The following is a 22,741-nucleotide window of genomic DNA, read 5'->3' on the forward strand; positions in this document are numbered from 1 at the left end:
GGCCGACCCAGGGGGACGTCAGTCGGGGGAAGTATGGAGGTCAGCCCTCGCCGTTACCGGGGGTCCAGTTGAGGCGAGAGGGTCGGCGGGGTGTGGAATCCACCGGCAAGGCGCCGCGCATCGCAACGCGCGTCACCTCGAACAGCAATGCCAGGACGAGCAGGGTCAGCGGAATCATGAACACCGCAACCTGGGTGTCCGCATTTTGCGCCAGGCTGGATGCCGTTGCGGGCGTTATGCCCGCCGCCAGCGCTGCAGCCGCGCCCACGCCGACGAGGGCGGTGGAGACGATCGCGTAGAGCCTGAAACTTTTCCGCTTGGGAGACGTAGATTTGTGCATGGGATCGGCGTCTTTGCTCGTGGTGGCAATGACGATGAGTAGACCGTGCGAATGCGCGCAGAGTTTGGGTCGATCTGGGTCAAGCGCGTACCATTTGACGGCAGAACTGTGGCGCCGGGCGGCGTTGCAATGCAATGGAGGCGGGAATGCGCATCATAATGGCATTGGCTTTGCTGCTGGCACTGGTGTTTCCAGCGCAGGCGCAAGAGAGCGACGCGCCGTGGCAGGCCACGGTGACGGGGCAGATCGAGGCGTTTCGCGCCGGCGATGGCGTGGCGGCGCTGGATTTTGCCGCGGCGGGGTTCAAAGCGCAGTTCACCGATCCGAACGTGTTCATCAAGGCGATTGCGGCGTCGGGCTATGGGCCTATCGTGGCGTCGCGCTCGCATAGCTTTGGGGATTTCACCAAGGTCAGCGACACAGTGGTGATGCAGGTGGTCAAGTTCGTCGGGCCGGACCAGGGCCTGTATGAAGCGCTATATCAGTTGGTGGACGAGCCCGATGTGGGCTGGCGGGTGCAGGGCGTGGTGCTCAAAAAAGAAGCCGGCATCGGCGTCTAGGTCCGTCGATCTTCAGGTGATGCCGGTCTGAGAATGGTGGTTATCTGCGCTTCCGGTGCTCACGTACTGAAGTACGCTCCGCGCGGGTTGTCGATAACCACCGTTTTCCACTTGGCCTGTCCTGAAGCTCAACCAAGCTGGGCCTAGTGCGGGCGAAGACTGCGTTCCGTATTTCACGACTGCGTGGCGCAATTGGAGTTGACGGGGTGGTGACGGACCAGGCGCTGGCGCAGGGTGGAGGCCAGGGTGAGGACGTTGAGGATGGGCCCGCCACGGTGGGGTTTGGTGTATGGCGTCGCCGGCACGTCGACGGCATGTGGGTTGCACGGGTCGCCCCAGATTTCGGTGTAAAGGCTCTTGGAGAAATAGGTGGTGGGGATGAAGGTCATCATTTTATACTCCTGAGTTGGATCGGTTCAATTCGTAGACGTGCGATCGTTTGGATCGGTTCAAATCTATGCCCATATCAGCCCAAGTCAAGCAGATTTTGAACCGGTACAATTTTTGTGCTAGGAACGGGGTTTAGCGGCGTAGGCGGGCTGATGGCGACGAAGGCGACGGTGAAACTGGCGGATGTGGCGCGCGAGGCGGGGGTGTCCAAGGGCACCGCGTCCAATGTGTTCAGCCGGCCCGAAGTGGTCCGCGACGAGGTGCGCGAGCATGTGCTGGCGACGGCCAAGGCTATGGGCTATGGCGGGCCGAGCGTGCAGGGGCGGCTGCTGCGGGCGGGCAAGGTCAATGCCATCGGCGTCGCCGCGGTGGAGCCAATGGCGTATTTTTTCGAGGATCCGTGGGCGCGGGCGCTGATGGCCGAGATTTCGGCGGTGTGCGACGCCAGCGGCACCGGCATGGCGCTGGTTTCAGCCAAGAACCAGCAGAAGCTGGTGTGGAATATTCAAAGCGCGTTGGTGGACGGATTCATCCTGCTGTGCGTCGAGGGCGGCGAGAAGCTGGTGGAGCTGACGCGGGAACGGCACTTGCCGTTCGTGGCGCTGGCGCTGGGCGTGGATGACAAGTCCATTCCCACCATCGGCATCGACAATATTGCCGGGGCCAGCATGGCAGCGCGGCATCTGGCCGAACTCGGGCATCGGCGCTTTGCGGTGCTGGGGACGGAGTTTTCCGAGGGCGGCGCGGGGCTGTTGACGGATGGGCAGGTGCGGGGCGCCACGTTTTCCACCTCGCGCGATCGTGCCATTGGGTATTGGCGGACGCTGGCGGAATTTGGCGTGGCGCCGGAGTCCGTGCCGGTTTACGAGACCCAGGATGTGGCCAGCATAAGAACCGCAATCGCGGCGATTTTTGCCGCGGCCGAGCCACCGACGGCGATCCTGGCGATGTCGGATCGGGTGGCGCTGGTGGCGATGGAATGGCTGGCGGAACACGGCTTGCGCGTGCCGGAGGACGTGTCGATCGTGGGGTTCGATGGCGTCAAGGAGGCGGAACTGTCGGAGCCGCCGCTGACTACGATTGTGCAGCCGCTGGCGGAAATCGCGCGGCAGGCGGTGCAGGCGATTTTGCAGGACGACGTGCCGGCGCAGCGCCGGAGCATTCCGCTGACCTTGGCGGTGCGCGCAAGTACGGCGGCCCCCAGGGGCTAAGGCGAAAAGGGGGGGCCTCACCGCGCGCTGCGCGCCGGCCCTCTGCCTCAGGGAGAGGCGAGGAAGGCTTGCCCGGCGGGCGTTGAGCCTCTATCAATCCTCGCGATTTCCGGGAGGGTTTTTGCATGGGTTTCCTGTCCGAGGCTTTGAGTCGCGTGGCGCCGTCGGCGACGATCGCGATCAGCCAGAAGGCGCGCGACATGGCCGCGGCCGGGCGCGACGTGATCGCGCTTAGCGCTGGGGAACCCGACTTCGACACGCCGCTGCATGTGCGCGAAGCGGCTATGCGCGCCATGAGCGAGGGCAAGACGCGCTACACCAATGTCGACGGCATTCCCGAACTCAAGGAAGCGGTGGCGGCCAAGTTCCGGCGCGACAACGGGCTGAATGTAACGGCAGCAGACTGTTTCGTGTCTTCGGGCGGCAAGCAGATCATCTTCAACGCCTTCATGGCGACGCTCAATCCGGGCGATGAGGTGGTCGTGCCCGTGCCCTATTGGGTGAGTTATCCCGAAATCGTGCGGCTGTGCGGGGCGGAACCGGTGTTTGCGGTGGCCGATGCCTCGAGCGGGTTCAAGCTGAGGCCGGAAGTGCTGGAGGCGGCGATCACGCCCGCGACCAAGTGGCTGATCCTCAACACGCCATCCAACCCGACAGGGGCGGCCTATACCGCGGCCGAACTGCGCGGGCTGGCCGATGTGCTGCTGCGGCATCCGCAGGTGCATATCCTGACCGACGATATCTACGAAGTGCTGGTCTATGATGGCGGCACCTTCGCCACCATTGCCGGAGTGGAGCCGGCCCTGCAGCCGCGCACACTGACTATGAACGGCGTTTCCAAGTCGCATGCGATGACCGGCTGGCGCATCGGTTACTGCACCGGGCCGCGGCAATTGGTGGCGGCGATGACCAAGCTGCAGGGCCAGTCGACCAGTTGCCCGACATCGATTGCGCAATGGGCGGCGGTCGAGGCACTGAACGGGCCGCAGGGTTTCCTGGCGGATTGGCGCAAGGTGTTCCAGGGGCGGCGCGATCTGGTCGTGGCGGGGCTCAATGCCAATACGGGGCTGGATTGCCTCGTGCCCGAGGGGGCGTTTTATGTGTTCCCGTCGTGCCAGCGGCTGCTGGGCAAGACCTCGGCGGGCGGTGCGAAGCTGGTGACCGACGAGGATTTCGTCTTGGCGCTGCTGGAGGAAACCGGGGTGGCGCTGGTGCATGGCACCGCGTTCGGGCTGCCGGGGCATTTCCGGCTGAGCTATGCGGCCGCCAATAGCCAGTTGGAAGATGCGGTGGCGCGCATCCAGGGGTTTTGCGCGGGGATAGCGTAGCTTTGCTGAAGAACTGACTGTCGGTTGGCGGACAGTTTGGGGCGGTCGGGGGACGGTGCCTTGTGACGTCATACTGGAAGACTGTGGTGCCGTTGTATCTTTCGCTCGTCGTCAGCTTTGCGCTGCCGATTGTGGAAGCGTTGGCGGTCGAAAAGATCGATATCGTGTTCCTGGCCTATCTGGGCCTGGTGATCCCGCTGGCGGTTATCATTTCGACGTCCGCCCGGATCTACGCGCAAAGCGATGTGTTCTCGCACGGCTTTGCGCCGGACACGGACGGCGTTGCGGCGACGGTGAGAACCACCATGGTGTCGCTGGCGGTTTATGTTCCGGCCATGATGTGGCTGCATTTCGTGGCGCCGTGGCCGCAGGAGCGCCCGCTGTGGTCGCTGCTGCTCAGCGTCTTCCTGTTTTCATCGGTGCTGCAGGCGCCGCGCATGGTGGCGCAGGCCATGTCGACCGGCGGCAAGACATCGCGAACGGTGCTGGTGTCCTCGGTGATCATGGTGGCGAGCGCGGCAGTGTTGAACACCGCGATCGTGCTGCTGGTGCACGACGCCGATACCGGCATTGCGCTGAGCATCGCGGCCAACATCGTGTCCGTATCGGCGGCCAGCGGCTACGTCTGGGTGAAAGTGTTTGCCGGTAGCGAAACCCGAGGTGTGCTGGCAAGGGCGCTCACGGGATTTGATATCCGTAACCTGAAAACTCTGGCCTTCGCGGTCATCGAGTCGCTGTCGTACAATGCGTTCTTCTATGTGTTCGCGACAGCGCTGCTGGCGATCAGCGTCGACAGCGCGGCCAAATTCAACTTCATCAGTAGCCTCTGCCTGATCGCCGTGGCGTGGCGGCTGACGTTCTCGATCATTCTGCAGTCCGCCTTCAGCAAACCGCTGGGCGTGAGCGAGCACTATCGGTTGTTCGCCAAACTTGTCGGGGCGGGGCTGGCCCATGTGGTGCCGTCGCTGGGGCTGATCTGGCTGTTCATCAGCACAATGACCGACATTCAGAACTTCCAGAGCGAGTTTGTTGCCCTGTCGGCGATCATGTTGCTGGGGACGTTCAACCAGATTGCGCTGGCCGGCCTGCGGGCGAAGAATGCCATGGGGCGCATGGCCATGCTGTCCGTGTTGAGCAATGTGGTGGGGGGCAGCGTCATCCTGTGGTGGGGGGCCGATGCCGCCTTGGCGGGACTGCTGATCGTGGCGGTGTGCGATGAATTGTTCAGGACGACGATGAGTACGCTGATGCTCTATCGCGTGGTGGCGCGTCCGGCCCCGGTGCTCCTGCCGACGCCAGGCTAGCGGCCGTTTCCTTCACGGTGACGAGGGATCATGCGGCCCAGGGCGGGGTGAAGGGCGCTTGGCCCGGCAGGATAGCCTGACCGCCGACGGGGAAGACGGCGAGGGCGGTGAGCGGGGTGTCGCCCGGATTGTCCAGGCCGAAATCGGTGTGCGGTGGCACGATCAGGGTGTCGCCCGGGGATAGGGTGAGCACCTCGTCGCCCAGTCGGATGCTGGCGGTGCCGGAGAGGCAAACGAAGATTTCCTCGCGGGTCAGTTGATGGGTGGTGCCCACGCTGCCGGGGGCGAGCGAGAGTGTCCAGACGGCGGTGTCGCTTGCGCCGCGCGTCGGCGAGGCGAGGCCGGTGAAGGTGACGCCCGGAATGGTAAACTGGGGAGCGCTGGCGGCGGTGATCAGGGGCACGGGACATCCTCGTGGCGTTGTGTGGGCGGTGGGCGCGTGCGACTGTGCAGGCACCCCGTAATGTGTTATCGTCAAGCAACTTGACTACATGGACTTGGTGAATTGGTCAAGCAACTTGACGAAAAAACGACGTCGGAGCTGATCGATCACGTCGGCTGGCGGCTATGGCGGCTGAGCCGGCAGTGGAAGGACGAGTTCGAGACAGCCATGACCGCGGCCGGCCATGGCTGGATAACGCAGGCGCAAGGTGCGGTCGTGGGGCAATTGCGCGCCGCCGGAGTGCCGCAGGCTGAGTTGGCACGGAAGCTGGGCGTGTCCAAGCAGGCGGTGCAGCAGTTTGTCGATACCCTGGAGGCGGACGGATTTGTGCTGCGTGTCGTCGATCCGGCGGACAAGCGCAGTCGCATTGTGCAGCTTACGGCCAGGGGCGCGCAGGCGCTGGACGACGGCAACCGGATCAAGCAGGAGATCGAGGCGCGCTATCGCGAGGCGGTTGGGACGGCGCGGTTCGAAGATTTTATGGCGGTGCTGGACGAGTTGTTCGAAGGCCAGTAGGGCCTCGGGCTTTCAAGCGTATGCGAACGCCGACCGCCGCCGTTGCGCGGCTGGTCCGGGGCGTTGGCGCGCGGGGCGGTGGATCACCGGGACGGTCCGGTGATGGGTGGGGAGGGGCCGAGGGCAACGGACAGCCGATGCCCTCTTGTGCCGCCTACTTGCTGAACCAGCTCGTGAAGTTGGTGGCGTTGCCCGATGAGGCGTCGCCGAACATCTGGGTGAGTTTTGAGGTGGTGGCGAAGCTGTTGACGGCGGCTTGGTAGAATTGGTCGCTCCAGCCCAGGGCCTGGCGTTCTTCGGCGCTCAACGACGAATAGATGCCGATGACGTTCTGGCTGAAGGCGGTGGGGTCGCTGCTCTTGGCGGCGTTCTGGTAGCCAGCGATCAGGGCAGCGCCGCCCTTGCTGCGCAAGATCGCATTGGCGGCGGAGACTTCTTCGCCCGAAAACTCGTCGTCCTGGTTGAGGACGATGGCGGACAGCGAGCGGGAATCGAAGGTGGACAGATCAATGAAGGTGCCGACTTTGGTGTTCTTGTTGAAGGTGGGCACTTTGCCGTTGGCGAGCGCCGCATCGTATTTCTTGTCGATGGCGACGCGCACGTCGCTGGCCACGTCCTTGATGTCGCGCGGGCCGGACGCCCCGCCGGCCTCCTTCAGGGCCAGATAGAGCGCGACCGGATCGTCGTCGCCCGCATCGGGCTTGGTCTTGGGAGCGGTGGCCAACTGCTTGAGGCCGTCGGTCAGGGCGGCGCGGGCGGCGACCGATTTGGGATCGGCGCGTTCCTCGGGGCCCAGACTATCCAGATAGGCGGCGGCGGCCTGGTAGAGGCCGGTATAGTTGCCGGTGACCTTGGTGATGGCGGCGGGACCGGCCAGGGCCGCATCGAAGCGGCGCTGCATTTCGAGGCCGGCGGCTTTCTTCTCGTCGTCGGTGAAGGCCGCTTTATCGGTGCTGTTGGCCATGGCGTAGATCTCGCGGGCATCGAGGCTGCTCATGTCCAGGGCCAGCTTGCCGCCTTGCAGCGGCGTGGTGCGCTTGGCGTCGGTCAGCAGCGCGGTCATCTTCTGGCGCGCCTCGGTCAGGACCGTGGCCAGGTTTTTGGCTTCGAGCGCGGCCTTGGCGGCGGCGGAAAACTCCACGCTGGTGGCGGGGGTGTCGTCCGTAGCGGTTGCGGTGGCGGGCGTGACGGCGGCAATGGTGCTGGCGGTCTTGCTGGCGATCGCGGCCGCTGTCGAATTGGTATAGGCCGTGGCGGAATAGGCGGTGGTGAGGGCGACCATGACGGGGCTCCTGGCAAGGTTAATCAAACTTATGCAAGCAACGTGCCGCCCCGAAATCCCCGGAAATCCGGGAATTTATCAGATGCGCAAGCGCATCAGGCGGCAAAAACTGCCGGAGCGGCGGCAAGAATGACTGGAAATGAAAAGACCCCGCCCGAGGGGATGGGCAGGGCCTAGGGGTCGTAGGCCGAAGCCTCTGACCTTGGAGATGCGGTCACCACGAAGACCGCGTTCCGGTGACTATCTGCTCGCCGGGTTTCATACACAAACGCACAATGGGCAAGCCAGCCATGCAAAATTGGCGATACCAGAAAACATAGCGGCAAAAAAAGAGGCTCCATCCGAGGATGGAGCCTGATGATAGGGCCGAAGCCAAATCGAAAGTAATGGCCCTGCGCAAGGGAGGAGGATATGCGCCGGACCGGGTGGGCCTAAGCCGAGGGAGGAGGATACGACTTAAACCCGGTGTCGCGTAAAGCCGGTCCGAGGGAGGAGGATACGGAGGGCTTCGCAGCGACAGGTGTATGTATATATTTTGACCGGATGGTCAGCAATGCAGATGCTGACATGTCAGCCATGCACTATGTGCTGCGACAAGTTGTCAAAGGCTCGATCTTCAGGTGATGCCGGTCTGCGAATAACGCTCTGCTGCGCTTCCGGTGCTCGCGTACCTGAACGTACGCTCCGCTCCGGTTCTCGAAGTCCGTCATTCTCGACTCGGCCTGACCTGAAGCTCTTCGCCTTTGCTGTGGCCAACCCAAGGAAGGGACGAAAAAAAGGCCCCATCCGAGGATGGGGCCTGACGATCGGCTGAGCCGATCAAAAGTGGGGCAGAGAGCAAGGGAGGAGGATATGCGCTCTGCCGTTGAACCTGGATCGAGGGAGGAGGATACGATCCAAATTCGGTGTCGCGATACAGAAGACCGAGGGAGGAGGATACGGTGTTCGTCTCAGCGACAATGTGAATATGCGCCCTCCGACATGAATGCACAATTAACATGCTGGTATGTGTGCCATGCGCATACTGCAGGCATTTGCCCAGGGTATGGGCAAAAAATATGGCCCCGCTCGAGGGGAGAGCGAGGCCATATCGATGCGAAGCAAGCCTCGCAAGGAGGGAACGCAGCAGGAGCAAGGGAGGAAGGCCCCGCTGTGTTCGGGCGGTATAAGCCTGTGCAGCATGCCTCACAATTAGGCAGGGCGTATGCCAGCCATGCGCGAGGCGCGGGTGAACAGGAATTGTCGTTTGGAATCAAGGCGCCGGCTGGCTGGGGGTGCGCGAATTAAACTATTGGCCAGAGAGGCGGCCGGTTAGATTTGCCCTGACGAGGGCAGTGGGAAGTCGAGTACTGCTCCGAAACGAGCCCTATGCCGACCGTTTGCGAGAGTTGGAGATTGCTCGCGCCACGGCCAAATGCGCCAAATTGATTCGTTAAGGCTTTATTTATCCTGTGCCCCGAAGGCGTCGATGGCGGCGGGCAATTCGCCAAGATGAGCGATGCGGGCATAGCGCGGATTGCCGGCCGGCTCCTCGGCGTGCTCGAACGACCATGTCAGGTCGTGCGGCACATGAACGGCGAAGGCGCCAGTGGCGAGGGCGGGCAGGACATCGGATTTAAGCGAATTGCCGACCATCAGCGTGCGGTCGAGCCCATCGGCGTGCTGGGTGAAGATGCGGCGGTAGATGGCCTCGGTTTTGTCAGAGACGATCTCGACCGCGGCGAAATACTCGGCAAGGCCGGAGGCGGCGAGTTTGCGTTCCTGGTCGAACAGATCGCCCTTGGTGACGAGAATCAGCCGGTAGCGGTCCTGGAGTTCGCCCAGGGCCTGGTCGACATAGGGCAGGGTCTCGACCGGATGGGTAAGCAATTCGCGGCCGGCGGCGAGGATTTCGGCGATGACGGTGCCGGGCACGCGATGTTCGGTGACCTCAAGGGCGGTTTCGATCATGGAGAGGGTGAAGCCCTTGATGCCGAAGCCATAGGTGGCAAGGTTGCGCACTTCGGCGGCCAGCAGGCGTTCGCCGAGGCCTTCGGGATCGGCGTGATCCTTGAGCAGGGCGGTGAAGCGCTGCTCGGTCAGGCGGAAGAACTGCTCGTTCTGCCACAGGGTGTCGTCGGCGTCGAAGGCGATGGTGGTGATGGGCATGGAGGCTGGTCTTGGCTAAAGGGGCAGGATTCCGGCAACGGGCATTGGGGCCATACCCCTCACCCTGCTCGCTCCGCTGAACGCGTCGCGAGCTGTCCCTCTCCCACAAGGGGTGAGGGTTGACGACTGCAAGCTCCCGGTTCCATCCCTTCTCCCCTCGTGGGAGAAGGTGCCCGAAGGGCGGATGAGGGGGAGCCCTCGGCCTAGAAACTCCACTCGCGGGCTTTGCCGACGAGGAAGTCGCGGAAGACGCCGACGCGCTTGGAGTTTTTGAGGGCCGGGGGATAGACGAAATAGGCCTCGTATTCGGGAATGGTGATTTCCGAGAGGACCTGGACCAGACCATCTTCCTTTTCGGTGACGTAGGCGGGCAGCATGGCGATGCCGATGCCGGCGCGGGCGGCCTGCATCATGCCGTAGACGGCGTTGACCTTGAGCGCGGCGCGGCGCGGGCTGTTGTCGGCGCGGCCGACGCGTTCGAGGAAGTTGATGTCGCCGAGATAGGAGGGCACCGGCTCGCCAAAGCTGATGATGCGGTGATTATCGAGGTCCTCGATATTCTTGGGCATGCCGTATTCGGTGATGTAGCTCTGCGAGGTGTAGAAATAATTGTGGACGGTGAACAGCTTGCGCTGGATCATCTCGGACTGGTTGGGCCGGTGCAGGCGGATGGCTACGTCGGCCTCGCGCATGGCCAGATCGAGTTCGCCGTCGTTGAGGCGGATTTCGAGCTGGATCAGCGGATAAAGCTTGAGGAATTCGTCGAGCCGCGAGGACAGCCAGGTCGAGCCGATACCCACCGTTGTGGTGACGATAAGCGGGCCGGTCGGCACGTCCTGACTTTCGGACATCTGGGTTTCCACCTGCTGCAGTTCCCAGTGCATGCGATGGGCGGTGCGGAACAATTGCTCGCCCACCTCGGTCAGCACCAGGCCGCGTGCGTGGCGGATGAAGAGCTTGAGCCCCAGGTCATCTTCCAGTGCCGAAATCTGCCGGCTGACCGCCGACTGACTCATGCCCAGCTTTTCGGCGGCATGGGTGAAACTACCCGACTCGGCGGCGGTGTGGAAAATCCGGAGCTTGTCCCAGTCGAGCATTTCTTTGTGACGCCTTCTTTTTTACTTGGCAGGCTACTCCGCAGCCTCGGCCAGCTCATGTTCTGCCAGATATCGTTCGGCGTCGAGCGCCGCCATGCAGCCCATGCCCGCCGCAGTGACGGCCTGACGATAGATATCGTCAGTGACGTCGCCAGCGGCGAAAACGCCCGGGATATTGGTTTCACAGGTGCCCGGCTTGACCTGAAGGTAGCCTCCCGCCTTCATGTCGAGCTTACCAGCAAAGATCGATGTGGCCGGAACATGGCCGATGGCGACGAATACGCCATCGATTTTTTGTTCGTAGGTGCGGCCATTGGTCAGGTCGCGCAGGGTGATGGCATTGACCGATGGCGGCATGGCCGAGCCGCCGATTTCGGCAACCTCGGTATTCCAGCGCACTTCGATCTTGGGGTTCTTGAACAGGCGATCCTGCAAGATGCGCTCGGCGCGGAATTCGCCGCGGCGATGCACGACGATGACCTTGGAGGCGAAATTGGTGAGGAACAGGGCTTCCTCGACTGCGGTATTGCCGCCGCCGACCACGACCACTTCCTTGTTGCGATAGAAGAAGCCGTCGCAGGTGGCGCAGGCCGACACGCCAAAGCCCTGGAACTTCTGCTCGCTCGGCAGGCCCAGCCATTTGGCCTGGGCGCCGGTGGCGATGATGATGCTGTCGGCGGTGTAGATATCCCCGCTATCCCCGGTGAGCACGAAGGGGCGACGGTCGAAATCGATCGAGACGATCAGGTCGCTGACCATCCTGGTGCCGACGTGGATGGCCTGCGCCTTCATCTGGTCCATCAGCCAGGGGCCCTGAACCACATCGGCGAAGCCGGGGTAATTTTCGACATCGGTGGTGATGGTGAGCTGGCCACCGGGCTGCATGCCCTGGATCATCACCGGCTCAAGCATGGCACGCGCCGCGTAAATGGCGGCGGTGTAGCCGGCAGGGCCGGACCCGATGATGATGACTTTCGCGTGCATCGACGCTCTCCGAATTTCCACGAAAAACTCCCTCGGCCCTAGATTAAGGGCGCGAGGGTCATAGTTTCAAGGCCAAGTGTTTGCCCGCAGCTTGGCGGACGGCGCTATACACCGAAATGTCACACCCTTGATGAGCAAATGCTCAATTATTGGGCGTCAAACATACCGTATCTTGATGATCTCGTAGCTTCGGGCACCACCGGGAGCGGAGACTTCAAACGAATCGCCCTCGGACTTGCCGATCATGGCCTTGGCGATGGGGGAGGAGATCGAAATGCGGCCCTCGCTGGCATTGGCTTCGCTATCGCCGACGACCTGGTAGGTCTTCTCGTCCTCGGTGTCCTCATCGACATAAGTGACGGTGGCGCCGAACTTGACGGAGGTGCCGCTCAGCTTGGTAACGTCGATGATATCGGCCAGCGCCAGCAGCGATTCCAGTTCCTGGATGCGGCCTTCATTGAGGCTCTGCTGTTCCTTGGCGGCCGAATATTCGGCGTTTTCGGACAAGTCCCCATGGGCGCGCGCTTCGGAGATCGCCTCGACAATGCGGCGGCGCTCGGTGGCGGTGCGGTGCTCGTATTCGACGCTCAGGGCCTTATGGCCACCGATCGTCATTGGGATCTTGTCCATTCTATTTGCCTCCAAAGGCACGGCAACAATATTTCTTCCTGCCAGGTCCGTTCGGCATCCGACAGGATTGGGTGTTTCAGGAGATAGTCTCAAACTGCCCGCCAACCGCGTTGCGGTCAAGCCGGTCTACGCTTGGGAGATAGGGCTCTCCACATGCGGTTGCAAGCCTTAGGGATATTCGCCGCAAAAGGCCAGTGGGGTGCAGGTTTTGGCGTAGAGCCATTATTCAGAAACGGAAAAGGCGCGGCCTCCCAACCGCGCCTTCTCAAATCTATGCCGGTCGGCTTACGAAGCGACCAGATTATCCGCTGCGGACTTGCCGGTGCGCTTGTCCTTGACGATTTCGTAGGTGACCTTCTGGCCTTCATCGAGCCCGTTGAGGCCCGAACGCTGAACCGCGGAGATGTGGACGAACACGTCCGCCCCGCCTTCGTCAGGTTGAATGAAGCCAAACCCCTTTTGGCCGTTAAACCATTTTACGGTGCCGGTTGCCATGATGCGCGTTCCCTCGTGCAGTCGCTGATCTAAGCAGTCCCGGTCACAATGACCGTGACTTGGTTGATATCGAAATATCGGAAAGTGACGTCAGCATGCGCGAATGGTGTTCGCATAAACAGATCGGTCGGCCGCAATATTCGATGGCGGGCAGCCTAACCCGAAAAAAAGGCGTGTTCAATATGTCTTAACACATGACAAAACACCCGGCTGACTCGGGGGTCAACCAGGGCGCGAACCGATCTCGTCAAATATAGACACCAGACCCGAGAAGGGGCCGGCGCCGACGCGCGGGGGTCCAGGCGAAGCGGGAAACTGCCTGCGCCAAGGGCGTCGCATCCATAACCGCCATAGATGGCAACGGTATGAACGTGACCACAATATCCCAGCGCGCGTGCAAATGCACTGCCGCCAATGTCGCAGGGCAAATAGATCGTTCGTCCCCGTTGCAATTGGCGCGGCTTTGCGGCACTCCGCTGGCTCCGGCGATCAGCCGGACCGCTGGGGCCAGCACTTGCGCAAAACCTCCTATACTTCGGGCGATGTGATCGCCGACCGCCGTGCCGACTATGCCAAGAGTTATGCCGCAGACGGGGATTTCGGCGCCGCCGGCGAAGTCATGGCGCAGGCGTTGGAACTGGCCCCCAACTGGGCCGCCGGCTGGGACCTGCTGGGTGGCTATCACGAGCGGGCCGGCAATATCGCCCACGCGCTTTCGGCTTGGCGGCATCTGGAAGCGCTGGATGACGATGGCGAATTCGGCGCGCGGCTGAAGCTGGCGGCGCATGGCGCCTCAAGCGCTGGCGATGGCACGGCGGTCAGTTATGTCGAGGCGCTGTTCGATCAATACGCGCCCAAGTTCGAAGCGGCGCTGGTCGACCGCCTGGGCTATCAGGTGCCCGACCTGCTCGATGGGTTGCTGGCCGACGCGATGGCGGAACTCGGGCTGTTGCGGTTCGCCGATGCGTTGGATCTCGGATGTGGCACCGGGCTGATGGGGGTACGGCTGCGAGGCCGGACGGACCTGCTGGAGGGCATCGACCTGTCGGCGGCCATGGTGGCCGAGACGGCGCGCAAGGGCATTTATGACCGGCTGGAAAAGGCCGAACTGGTTGAGTATCTGGGACGCCGGACGGCACAGGCCGATCTGGTGACGGCCGCGGATGTGTTCATCTATTGCGGGGCGCTGCCGCCGGTGCTGGCCGCCGTGGTGCCCGTGATGACGCCCGGCGGGCTGCTGGCATTCTCGCTGGAGGCCCATGACGGCGAGGAGGCGGTCTTCCTGCGCCCATCGCTGCGCTATGCCCACGGAGTGGCGGCGACGCGGCAGGCGATCGAGGATGCCGGGCTAGAGATACTGCGGTTCGAGCGAGCCACCTTGCGGCAGGATGGCGGCGCGCCGATCGCCGGCATGCTGATCGTGGCGCGCAAGCCCGACTGATTGTTTGGAGAGCCTGATGAGCAACGCCATTTACGACTTCCGCTCCGATACCGTCACAGCCCCAGGCGCGGGCATGCGCGCCGCGATGGCGGCGGCGGAGGTGGGCGACGACGTTTATGGCGACGACCCGACGGTCAACCGGCTGCAGGGCCGGATGGCCGAACTGCTGGGCAAGGAAGCGGCGTTGTTCGTGCCTTCGGGGACGATGTCGAACCTGTTGGCGCTGATGAGCCATTGTGGGCGCGGCGATGCGTTCATCGCCGGGCAGAAGGCGCATTGCTATGCGGACGAGCGCGGCAATGCGGCAGTGCTGGGATCGATTCAGCCGCAGCCGATTACCCATGAGGATGACGGAACACTGCGGCTCGACAGGGTCGAGGCGGCGATCCATCCCGATGATCTGCATTCCGCGCCGACGCGGTTGCTGGCGCTCCAGAATACGCTGGGGGGCAAGGTTTTGCCGCTTGAGTATATGCATGCAGCCGGAGAATTGGCGCGCAAGCATGGGCTGAGTTTTCACCTCGACGGGGCGCGGGCGTTCAACGCCTGCGTGAAGCTCGGGGTCGATATCGCGGAATTTACGGCGCCGTTCGATACGGTTTCGATCTGCCTGTCCAAGGGGCTGGGAGCGCCGGTAGGGTCGGTTCTGGTTGGGCCGAAGGCGCTGATCGACAAAGCCAACCGCAATCGCAAGATGCTGGGTGGCGGGATGCGCCAAGCCGGCATCCTGGCGGCGGCCGGGCTTTATGCGCTGGACCACAATGTGCAGCGGTTGGCGGAGGACCATGGGCTGGCGAAGAAGCTGGCCGAAGGACTGGCGAAGTTCGCCGCGCTCACGGTGACCGTGCCGGACACCAATATCATTTTTGTCGGCATGGAAGAGCGGATCGAGGCCCGGTTTACTCGGTATCTCAATGAGCGTGGCGTGCGCATCAATGGCAGCTACGGCCAGCAACGCTGGGTGACGCATCTGGATGTGGATGATGGCGCGGTTGACGCCGCCCTGACCCATGTGGCGGCGTTTTTCGAGGCCTAGGCGGCGCGATCACACGCCGGCCGAGGCCTTGAAGCCGAGGTAGAGCAGCAAAAAGAGTGGCGTGATCACCGGCCCGGCGGCAAGTCCGGCCAAGCCCGCGGCTGCGCCGCTGACCAGACCGAAGACTGCGAGGACCGGATCGAGTTCGCTCATGCGGCGAAGTAATCCTGCAATGGGCGGACGGTCAAGTTGCCTTGCTGGAAGGCGATGATGCCGGCGACGGCCGCGATGGCGCCGGGGATGGTGGTGTAATAGGGGATGCGGCCCATCAGGGCGGTGCGGCGGATGTCGCGGCTGTCGCTGATCGACTTGGCGCCATCGGTGGTGTTGATGACAAGCTGCACGCCGCCGTTCTTCATCGAATCGACGATGTGCGGACGGCCCTCGAGCACCTTGTTGATCTTGGTGGCGGGGACGCCATTTTCGACCAGGTATTTCTGGGTGCCGCTGGTGGCGATGATGGTGAAGCCGGCGGCGACCAGGTGGCGCATCGAATCCACGATGTGTTCCTTGTCGGCGTCGCGCACCGAGACGAAGGCGACGCCAGATGCGGGGACCTTGGAGCCGGCGCCCATCTGGGACTTGGCGAAGGCCATGGCGAAATCGAAATCGAGGCCGATGACTTCGCCGGTCGACTTCATTTCAGGCCCGAGGACCGTATCGACGCCGGGGAAGCGGTTGAAGGGGAACACGGCTTCCTTGACGGCGATATGCTTGAAGGTCTTTTCGACGAGACCGAAGCTGGCCAGGGTTTCGCCGGCCATGATGCGGCTGGCGATCTTGGCGATGGGCTCGCCGATGACCTTGGCGACGAAGGGCACCGTGCGGCTGGCGCGCGGATTGACTTCGAGCAGGTAGATGACGCCGTCCTTGAGCGCATATTGCACATTCATCAGGCCGCCGACCTTGAGGGCGAAGGCCAGTTCGGTGGTCTGGCGCTTGAGTTCGGCGATGATTTCGGGGCTGAGGCTCTGTGGGGGCAGCGAGCAGGCACTGTCGCCCGAATGGATGCCGGCTTCCTCGATGTGCTCCATGATGCCGCAGACGAAGACGTCCTTGCCGTCGCAGAGGCAATCGACGTCGATTTCGATGGCGTCGGAGAGGTAGCCGTCGAACAGCAACGGGTTATCGCTGAGGACCGAGTTGATCTGGCCGGTCTTGTCGTTGGGATAGCGCATCAGGATATCGGGCGGCACGAGGCCGGTCAGGGTATTCTGGACGTAGCGCTCGAAATCGGCGGGCGAGTGGGCGATGGCCATGGCGCGGCCGCCCAGCACGTAGGACGGGCGGATCACCAGAGGGTAGCCCAGACGCTCGGCGACGAGGCGGGCCTGCTCAAGGCTATAGGCGATGCCGTTCTTGGGCTGGCGCAGTTCGAGGCGGTTGATCAGCTTCGAAAACAGGTCGCGGTCTTCGGCCAGATCGATGGAGTCGGGCTGGGTGCCCAGGATCGGAACGCCGGCCTTCTGTACGGCTTCGGCCAGGTTCAGCGGGGTCTGGCCGCCGAACTGGACGATGACGCCATGCAGGGTGCCGTTCTGCTTTTCGGTTTCGAGGATTTCGATGACGTCTTCTTCGGTCAGCGGCTCGAAATAGAGGCGATCGGAGGTGTCGTAGTCGGTCGAAACGGTTTCGGGATTGCAGTTGATCATGATGGTTTCATAGCCGGCTTCGCTGAGTGCGAAGGCGGCATGGCAGCAGCAATAATCGAACTCTATGCCCTGGCCGATGCGATTGGGACCGCCGCCGAGGATGACCACCTTCTTGCGGTCGGACGGGCGCGCTTCATCGGCTACGGTGCCGGCGAAGGGCTGCTCATAGGTCGAGTACATGTAGGCCGTCGGGGAGGCGAATTCGGCGGCCGAAGTGTCGATGCGCTTGTAGACCGGGCGCACATTGAGCGACCAGCGCAGCTTGCGCACATCTGTTGCGGTGAGGTTGGCCAGTTCGGCCAGGCGGCGATCGGAGAAGCCCATGGCCTTGAGGCCGCGCAAAGCGGCGGCGTTGTCGGGCAGGCCAAGCTGACGGATTTTGGCTTCGGTATCGACGATGCCTTTCATCTGCTCAAGGAACCAGGGGTCGATTTTGCAGGCTTCGTGGATGTCCTCGAGGCTCATGCCGAGACGCATGGCTTCGGCGACGTGCAGCAGGCGATCCGGCGTCGGGGTGCCGATGGCGGCGCGGATGGCGTTTTCGTCATCGCCTTCGCCGAGGCCCGGAATGCCGATTTCGTTGAGGCCGGTGAGGCCGGTTTCGAGCGAACGGAGGGCCTTCTGCAGGGCTTCCTGATAGGTGCGGCCGATGGCCATGGCTTCGCCGACGGACTTCATCGAGGTGGTGAGGCGATTGTCGGCGCCGGGGAATTTTTCGAAGGCGAAACGCGGGATTTTCACCACGACATAGTCGATGGAGGGCTCGAACGAGGCTGGGGTCATGCAGCCGGTGATGTCATTGTCGAGTTCGTCCAGCGTGTAGCCGACGGCGAGGCGGGCGGCGACCTTGGCGATGGGGAAGCCGGTGGCCTTGGAGGCGAGCGCGGAGGAACGGCTCACGCGCGGGTTCATCTCGATGACGACCATGCGGCCATCGGCGGGGTTGATGCCGAACTGCACGTTGGAGCCGCCGGTCTCGACGCCGATCTCGCGCAGTACAGCAATGCTGGCGTCGCGCATGATCTGGTATTCCTTGTCAGTCAGCGTCAGGGCCGGTGCGACGGTGATGCTGTCGCCGGTATGGACGCCCATCGGATCGATGTTTTCGATCGAGCAGATGATGATGCAGTTGTCCTTGGTGTCGCGGACAACTTCCATCTCGTATTCTTTCCAGCCGAGCACGCTTTCCTCGACCAGCACTTCATTGGTTGGGGACGCATCGACGCCGCTCTCGACGATGGCGAGATATTCCTCGCGGTTGTAGGCAATGCCGCCGCCAGTGCCGCCGAGGGTGAACGACGGGCGGATAATGCAGGGCAGGCCGATGACTTCGAGCGCCTGCAGCGCCTCGATGGTGTTGTGGGCCAGCATGGAGCGGGGCGTTTCCAGCCCGATCTTCTTCATGGCGTCGCGGAACAGTTCGCGGTCTTCGGCCTTATCGATGGCTTCGGCATCGGCGCCGATCATTTCGACGCCGAACTTCTCCAGTATGCCCATCTTGCGCAACGACAGTGCGCAGTTCAGTGCCGTCTGGCCGCCCATGGTGGGGAGCAGGGCGTCGGGGCGTTCCTTCTCGATGATCTTGGCGACGACTTCGGGGGTGATCGGCTCCATATAGGTGGCGTCGGCCAGGTCCGGGTCGGTCATGATGGTGGCGGGATTGGAGTTGACCAGGATGATCCGGTAGCCCTCTTCCTTGAGCGCCTTGCACGCCTGGGTGCCCGAATAGTCGAACTCGCAGGCCTGCCCGATAATGATCGGGCCGGCGCCGATGATGAGGATCGATTTGATGTCGGTACGCTTTGGCATGGCTCGGGCTCGCTCGGCTCGTGGTGGTGGCGCTGCGAGGAGAGAATCGCGCGCCAATTTAACCGCCCGGCCAGACGCGCGCGGCAACAGGGCGCTGCGGCGCTTGGGTCAGGCTTGGGCGTGGTGGTTAAGAGGCTCGTTTAGCGGAAGAGGGCGGGGAAGGGAAGGGGCGAACTTCCCTTTCCAAGGTTAGGGAACTTGTGCCTCGCGGTCGAAGCCGATCAAGTCCCCGTAACCCGACTTTGCCATGGGAAAGCCATAGCCGTCTCCTGGCTTGTCCCAACGCAGATTGCCGGCTTCGTGATGAGGACTGACATAAAGTTCGAACGCAACGCGCTGCATCGCCAAATGGAGCGCTTGCACACTATCAAACGCGCTCACTGTGATTTCAGCAGCGCTTTCGGGCCACCCGATTTCGAAACGGCATTCCCAACAACGGTCGCCCTCGATAGGCGCGTGAATTGCAACCAGGACCACGTATTCGGCTTGGCCCTGTCGCAGTGTCAGTCGACGACTTGCTATGATCACAGGAAACCTCAGAAGCGGAGGGTGGGAAGATAATTATTTTTCATGCACGCCGCGTATCGGTCGTAAGCGAGCCCCCAGCATATTGGGCTCTTTGCAGCCCTACAGAGTTCTTCATCCCTTATCTATTGGGCTTCGCACACCGCTGCTCTCCGTGGATCGTAGGCTCCCGCCACATTGATACGTTCCTCGGTATCTACGTCGACCCATTGTCCACCTAGAGCATTGCCACGCGGCACACGAGGTTGGTCCGGGCGGTATTTATGTGGCGTCCGATGAATCTGAATAGCCATCAGACTTAGCTTCAAGTCCAGCAGCGCAGTCTTGCGCTCAAGTAACTGGATAAGGGGTAGAGGTTTGGACATTGTCTTCCGACCGCGAGCCAAAAGGAGGAGGCAGTATGGAAGAAGGCGCGGTGTTGGGGATAAGTGCCGCCTGCGGAACCATCAAAGCTGCAGATAGCTTGCCGCCGACTCGTCAGTTCTGCGCGTGGTCGTTGATCTCGACCCAATAGCCATTGGGGTCCTGGATATAAATCTGACGGAATCCGGCCGGGTGGTGGCCGATGGTGTTGGGCGTGTTGACCCAGTCGTAATAGGTGATGCCCGTGCCGGTGAGGCGGGTGAGGAAATCGTCGAACCCGTCGATGCGGACGGCCAGGTGGTTTTCCTTGGTCACCGTGGTGGTGGCCATGTCGCCCTGGTTGAGATGCAGGTATCGTTGCCGCCTATGCCCAGCCATTGTCCGGTCACCGGATCGCCGCTGGTGCGCACGATGGGCCAGCCAAACACGTCGACATAAAACTGCGTGCTGATGGTGATGTCGCGGACGAGCATGGAGACGTGGTCGAGGCGGAAGTTCGGCATGGGGGACTCGCTTGACGGTGACGCAGTGTAGCGCGTCACGGATCGCGATACAGCATTGGTATGGGTGCGCTGTTGGCGCGTCAAAGCGACGGCTGCCTTCCCCATACTCTATGTAGTGCGAGAATAGTTGTCTTCAAGAATTGTGGCGTCGAATTTTGCTCTATATATTTCAATCTGTTAGCGAAAATATTGCGGATTTTTGAAGCTGTCGGTGCCTGGCTGGGGCGCAGACGGGCAATTTCGGCATAGGAGTTACAGATGACAGAACATGCGGTGATTATTGCGGGGGGCGGTCCGACGGGGCTGATGCTGGCCGGCGAACTGGCATTAGCGGGGGTCGATGTCGCCATTGTCGAACGGCGTCCGGATCAGGAGATTTCCGGCTCGCGCGCGGGCGGCCTGCATGCGCGCACGCTGGAGATTTTCGATCAAAGAGGCATTGTCGACCGGTTTTTGGCGGAGGGGCAGAAGGCGCAGGCGCTGGGGTTCGCGGGGATGCGGTTCGACATCAGCGATTTTCCGACACGCCACCCCTATAGTCTGGGGCTGTGGCAGAACCATATCGAGCGGATTTTGGCGGGCTGGGTGGAAGAGCTCAAGGTGCCGATCTATCGCGGCGTCGAGGTGACGGGGTTTGTGCAGGACGACACCGGCGTCGATGTTGCGCTCAGCGATGGACGCTCGCTGCGCGCGGGGTATCTGGTGGGGTGCGATGGCGGGCGCAGCCTGGTGCGCAAGGCTGCCGGCATCGCTTTTGTGGGGTCGGAGCCGACGACCAGCAATCTGATCGCCGAGGTCGAGCTAGCGGAAACTCCGCCCGAATGGGGCATCCGGCGCGACGCCATCGGCGTCCACTCCATAGGCCGCGTCGATTACAAGGTCCGGGATGGCGAGGTCATCTATGCCGACACGGGGCCGGTGCGCGTGCTGGTGACCGAACGGCAGATCGGTACAGGGGAACCCACGATCGAGGACCTTCGCGCGGCGCTCGTCGCCGTTTATGGGACCGATTACGGGGTCCATAGCGTTACCGCGATCTCCCGGTTCACCGATGCGGCACGGCAGGCGATGGAGTACCGGAAGGGGCGGGTGCTGATCGCGGGCGACGCGGCGCATGTGCATCCGCCCGATGGTGGTCAGGGTCTGCAGACCGGCGTGCAGGATGCGGTGAACCTGGGATGGAAGCTGGCGCAGGTGGTCCAGGGGACGTCGCCCGACAGCTTGCTCGACACCTATCAGGCCGAACGCCATCCGATCGCGGCTCGCGTGCTGCGTCACACGTCAGCAGCGGTGGCGCTGCGTCGCGAGGACGACCGCACCAAGGCGTTGCGCGAGACGATGGCGGAACTGCTCGGCATGAACCAGACTGGTCAGCAGTTCGCCAGCATAATGTCGGGGCTTGAAATCCATTATGACCTCGGGGCGGGGCATGCTCTGCTTGGCCGCCGTATGCCTGATCTCGATCTGGTTACGGCGAGCGGTGCAATACGGGTTTTCAGCTTGCTGCGCGGAGCCGTGCCGGTGCTGCTCAATCTTGGTGGTCCCGGCAGCATCGACATCATGCCCCGGGCCGATCGGGTGCAGGTGATCGACGCCAAATATGAGGGGCCGTGGGAGCTGCCAGCGCTTGGGGTGGTCTCTGCGCCCAAAGCCGTGCTCATTCGCCCTGATGGCTATGTGGCATGGGTGGGCGAGGGAACCCAGCTCGGGCTCGCCGGGGCGTTGAGCACATGGTTCGGGCCAGAGGCTGGTTGACACGCGGCTATATTGGCATTATTTAGCAATCTACGTAATTAGCAGATTGTGCAAATATGGCTGACGCGTTGAGCGCGACTTTTGCGGCACTGGCCGATCCGACGCGGCGGGCGATCCTGGCGCGGCTGACGCAGGGCGCGGCAACGGTCAATGAACTGGCCGAGCCGTTCAGCATGACGCTGCCCTCGGTGTCGCGGCACCTCAAGGTGCTGGAGGCGGCGGGGCTGGTGGTCAAGGAGCGGTCGGCGCAGTTCCGGCCGTGCCGGCTGGAGGTCGCGCCGCTGGAGGCGGCAGATGACTGGATGGGCCAGTATCGCGTCTTTTTTGGCGAGCGTTTCGACCGGCTCGATGCGCAACTCAAGACCATGATGGCGGGAAAATCCGCCACGGACCACAAACCGGAAACAGGAGAGGAAGAATGACCGCGACCTACAAATTCGACCGGGGGTTTACGCTCAAGCGCCAGTTCGATGCCCCGCCCAGCATGGTGTTTCAGGCCTGGACCGAGCCGGCTTATCTCGACTGGTTTTTTAATCCGGGTCTGCCGGTGACCGCCCCGACCGTGGTGGATCTGCGGGTTGGGGGCGTGTGGCGACAGCAGATGGTGGAAAGCGCCGACAAGCAGTATTTCACCGGCGGGGTCTATCGCGAGATCGTGCCCGGCGAGAAGCTGGTGTTCAGTTGGGGCGCCGAGGATGGCTGGCCGCCGCTCGATCTCGACAATCTGGATGAAGGCCCGCTGGTGACGCTGCGATTCAAGCCGGCCGGAGGCGGCACGGAGATGGATTTGCAGGTGCAATTTCCCGATCACCTGAGCGAAGGGCGGGTTCGCGAATGGCTGCAGACCGGCATGCGTGAAGGCTGGGGTTATACCATCGACCGGCTCGCCGATCAGTTGGGCGAGAGCGCGAAAGCGCGGGCCAGCTAGGG

24 protein-coding genes are annotated in these 22,741 nt (G+C 62.6%); 10 read left to right on the forward strand and 14 right to left on the reverse strand.

Annotated elements, in window-relative coordinates; genetic code table 11:
- Window positions 1-40 precede the first annotated feature (40 nt).
- Window positions 41-340 (reverse strand): hypothetical protein, encoded by a 300-nt coding sequence (locus tag ABIB57_RS11345; protein ID WP_354040859.1) that lies wholly within the window; start codon window positions 338-340, stop codon window positions 41-43.
- Window positions 341-486: 146 nt separating this feature from the next.
- On the opposite strand from ABIB57_RS11345, the gene ABIB57_RS11350 reads away from it, so the two are divergent.
- Window positions 487-900: a DUF4864 domain-containing protein gene (locus ABIB57_RS11350; protein WP_354040861.1), complete on the forward strand. Its 414-nt coding sequence runs from the start codon at window positions 487-489 to the stop codon at window positions 898-900.
- A gap of 173 nt (window positions 901-1,073) precedes the next feature.
- Here the strand turns inward: ABIB57_RS11350 and ABIB57_RS11355 are convergent, their stop codons facing one another.
- Window positions 1,074-1,292, reverse strand: coding sequence for a hypothetical protein (locus tag ABIB57_RS11355; RefSeq protein ID WP_354040863.1), 219 nt, complete (start codon window positions 1,290-1,292; stop codon window positions 1,074-1,076).
- A gap of 150 nt (window positions 1,293-1,442) precedes the next feature.
- Here ABIB57_RS11355 and ABIB57_RS11360 point away from each other — a divergent pair, with 150 nt between their 5' ends.
- The 3 genes from ABIB57_RS11360 to ABIB57_RS11370 all read left to right on the forward strand — a co-directional run bounded on the left by ABIB57_RS11360 (window position 1,443) and on the right by ABIB57_RS11370 (window position 5,133).
- A complete protein-coding gene (locus tag ABIB57_RS11360) occupies window positions 1,443-2,501 on the forward strand; it encodes a LacI family DNA-binding transcriptional regulator (RefSeq protein WP_354040864.1) in 1,059 nt (352 codons plus the stop codon).
- A gap of 125 nt (window positions 2,502-2,626) precedes the next feature.
- Window positions 2,627-3,829 carry a pyridoxal phosphate-dependent aminotransferase gene (locus tag ABIB57_RS11365; RefSeq protein ID WP_354040865.1) on the forward strand — a complete coding sequence of 401 codons (1,203 nt, stop codon included), beginning with the start codon at window positions 2,627-2,629 and terminating at the stop codon, window positions 3,827-3,829.
- Between the two features lie 86 nt (window positions 3,830-3,915).
- Window positions 3,916-5,133: a hypothetical protein gene (locus tag ABIB57_RS11370; protein WP_354040866.1), complete on the forward strand. Its 1,218-nt coding sequence runs from the start codon at window positions 3,916-3,918 to the stop codon at window positions 5,131-5,133.
- 28 nt (window positions 5,134-5,161) lie between these two features.
- Here the strand turns inward: ABIB57_RS11370 and ABIB57_RS11375 are convergent, their stop codons facing one another.
- On the reverse strand, window positions 5,162-5,536 hold the full coding sequence (locus ABIB57_RS11375) for a cupin domain-containing protein (protein WP_354040868.1): 375 nt from the start codon (window positions 5,534-5,536) through the stop codon (window positions 5,162-5,164).
- A gap of 102 nt (window positions 5,537-5,638) precedes the next feature.
- Here ABIB57_RS11375 and ABIB57_RS11380 point away from each other — a divergent pair, with 102 nt between their 5' ends.
- Window positions 5,639-6,091 carry a MarR family winged helix-turn-helix transcriptional regulator gene (locus tag ABIB57_RS11380; RefSeq protein ID WP_354040869.1) on the forward strand — a complete coding sequence of 151 codons (453 nt, stop codon included), beginning with the start codon at window positions 5,639-5,641 and terminating at the stop codon, window positions 6,089-6,091.
- A 154-nt stretch (window positions 6,092-6,245) separates the two neighbouring features.
- Here the strand turns inward: ABIB57_RS11380 and ABIB57_RS11385 are convergent, their stop codons facing one another.
- The 6 genes from ABIB57_RS11385 to ABIB57_RS11410 all read right to left on the reverse strand — a co-directional run bounded on the left by ABIB57_RS11385 (window position 6,246) and on the right by ABIB57_RS11410 (window position 12,727).
- A complete protein-coding gene (locus tag ABIB57_RS11385) occupies window positions 6,246-7,373 on the reverse strand; it encodes a hypothetical protein (RefSeq protein ID WP_354040870.1) in 1,128 nt (375 codons plus the stop codon).
- A 1,440-nt stretch (window positions 7,374-8,813) separates the two neighbouring features.
- Window positions 8,814-9,521 (reverse strand): HAD family hydrolase, encoded by a 708-nt coding sequence (locus tag ABIB57_RS11390; RefSeq protein ID WP_354040872.1) that lies wholly within the window; start codon window positions 9,519-9,521, stop codon window positions 8,814-8,816.
- 203 nt (window positions 9,522-9,724) lie between these two features.
- The gene (locus tag ABIB57_RS11395) at window positions 9,725-10,618 is read right to left on the reverse strand and encodes a LysR family transcriptional regulator (protein ID WP_299732908.1); all 894 of its coding nucleotides are present in this window, start codon (window positions 10,616-10,618) and stop codon (window positions 9,725-9,727) included.
- A gap of 33 nt (window positions 10,619-10,651) precedes the next feature.
- Complete coding sequence (gene trxB, locus ABIB57_RS11400) at window positions 10,652-11,602, reverse strand: thioredoxin-disulfide reductase (protein WP_354040874.1); 951 nt, start codon at window positions 11,600-11,602, stop codon at window positions 10,652-10,654.
- A gap of 156 nt (window positions 11,603-11,758) precedes the next feature.
- Entirely contained in the window at window positions 11,759-12,232 is a 474-nt protein-coding gene (gene greA / locus ABIB57_RS11405) for a transcription elongation factor GreA (RefSeq protein WP_354040876.1), read from the reverse strand.
- Window positions 12,233-12,517: 285 nt separating this feature from the next.
- The gene (locus tag ABIB57_RS11410) at window positions 12,518-12,727 is read right to left on the reverse strand and encodes a cold-shock protein (RefSeq protein ID WP_299747237.1); all 210 of its coding nucleotides are present in this window, start codon (window positions 12,725-12,727) and stop codon (window positions 12,518-12,520) included.
- A 514-nt stretch (window positions 12,728-13,241) separates the two neighbouring features.
- Between ABIB57_RS11410 and ABIB57_RS11415 the strand changes: the two genes are divergently transcribed.
- Window positions 13,242-14,168: a methyltransferase gene (locus ABIB57_RS11415; protein WP_354040878.1), complete on the forward strand. Its 927-nt coding sequence runs from the start codon at window positions 13,242-13,244 to the stop codon at window positions 14,166-14,168.
- A 16-nt stretch (window positions 14,169-14,184) separates the two neighbouring features.
- Window positions 14,185-15,204 (forward strand): low-specificity L-threonine aldolase, encoded by a 1,020-nt coding sequence (gene ltaE / locus ABIB57_RS11420; protein WP_354040880.1) that lies wholly within the window; start codon window positions 14,185-14,187, stop codon window positions 15,202-15,204.
- Window positions 15,205-15,213: 9 nt separating this feature from the next.
- Here ltaE and ABIB57_RS11425 read toward each other — a convergent pair whose 3' ends face one another.
- From ABIB57_RS11425 to ABIB57_RS11445, 5 genes are all read right to left on the reverse strand, one after another.
- Window positions 15,214-15,357, reverse strand: a complete 144-nt coding sequence (locus ABIB57_RS11425) for a hypothetical protein (protein ID WP_354040882.1) — start codon at window positions 15,355-15,357, stop codon at window positions 15,214-15,216.
- Window positions 15,354-18,665 carry a carbamoyl-phosphate synthase large subunit gene (carB, locus tag ABIB57_RS11430; RefSeq protein ID WP_354040884.1) on the reverse strand — a complete coding sequence of 1,104 codons (3,312 nt, stop codon included), beginning with the start codon at window positions 18,663-18,665 and terminating at the stop codon, window positions 15,354-15,356. Before carB ends, ABIB57_RS11425 begins: the two co-directional genes overlap by 4 nt.
- 189 nt (window positions 18,666-18,854) lie before the next feature.
- The gene (locus ABIB57_RS26840; RefSeq protein WP_502914377.1) at window positions 18,855-19,193 is read right to left on the reverse strand and encodes a DUF6968 family protein; all 339 of its coding nucleotides are present in this window, start codon (window positions 19,191-19,193) and stop codon (window positions 18,855-18,857) included.
- Window positions 19,194-19,667: 474 nt separating this feature from the next.
- Window positions 19,668-19,883 (reverse strand): VOC family protein, encoded by a 216-nt coding sequence (locus ABIB57_RS11440; protein WP_354040888.1) that lies wholly within the window; start codon window positions 19,881-19,883, stop codon window positions 19,668-19,670.
- Window positions 19,865-20,056, reverse strand: a complete 192-nt coding sequence (locus tag ABIB57_RS11445; RefSeq protein ID WP_354040889.1) for a VOC family protein — start codon at window positions 20,054-20,056, stop codon at window positions 19,865-19,867. Before ABIB57_RS11445 ends, ABIB57_RS11440 begins: the two co-directional genes overlap by 19 nt.
- A 258-nt stretch (window positions 20,057-20,314) precedes the next feature.
- Between ABIB57_RS11445 and ABIB57_RS11450 the strand changes: the two genes are divergently transcribed.
- The 3 genes from ABIB57_RS11450 to ABIB57_RS11460 are packed head-to-tail and all read left to right on the forward strand — an operon-like array spanning window position 20,315 to window position 22,739.
- The gene (locus tag ABIB57_RS11450; RefSeq protein WP_354040891.1) at window positions 20,315-21,811 is read left to right on the forward strand and encodes an FAD-dependent monooxygenase; all 1,497 of its coding nucleotides are present in this window, start codon (window positions 20,315-20,317) and stop codon (window positions 21,809-21,811) included.
- 56 nt (window positions 21,812-21,867) lie between these two features.
- Window positions 21,868-22,233: an ArsR/SmtB family transcription factor gene (locus tag ABIB57_RS11455; protein ID WP_354040892.1), complete on the forward strand. Its 366-nt coding sequence runs from the start codon at window positions 21,868-21,870 to the stop codon at window positions 22,231-22,233.
- Window positions 22,230-22,739, forward strand: coding sequence for an SRPBCC family protein (locus ABIB57_RS11460; RefSeq protein WP_354040893.1), 510 nt, complete (start codon window positions 22,230-22,232; stop codon window positions 22,737-22,739). Before ABIB57_RS11455 ends, ABIB57_RS11460 begins: the two co-directional genes overlap by 4 nt.
- Window positions 22,740-22,741: the final 2 nt, after the last annotated feature.

Origin of the sequence: Devosia sp. UYZn731, assembly GCF_040546795.1 — a bacterium.
In the GTDB taxonomy this organism is placed as follows: Bacteria; Pseudomonadota; Alphaproteobacteria; order Rhizobiales; family Devosiaceae; genus Devosia.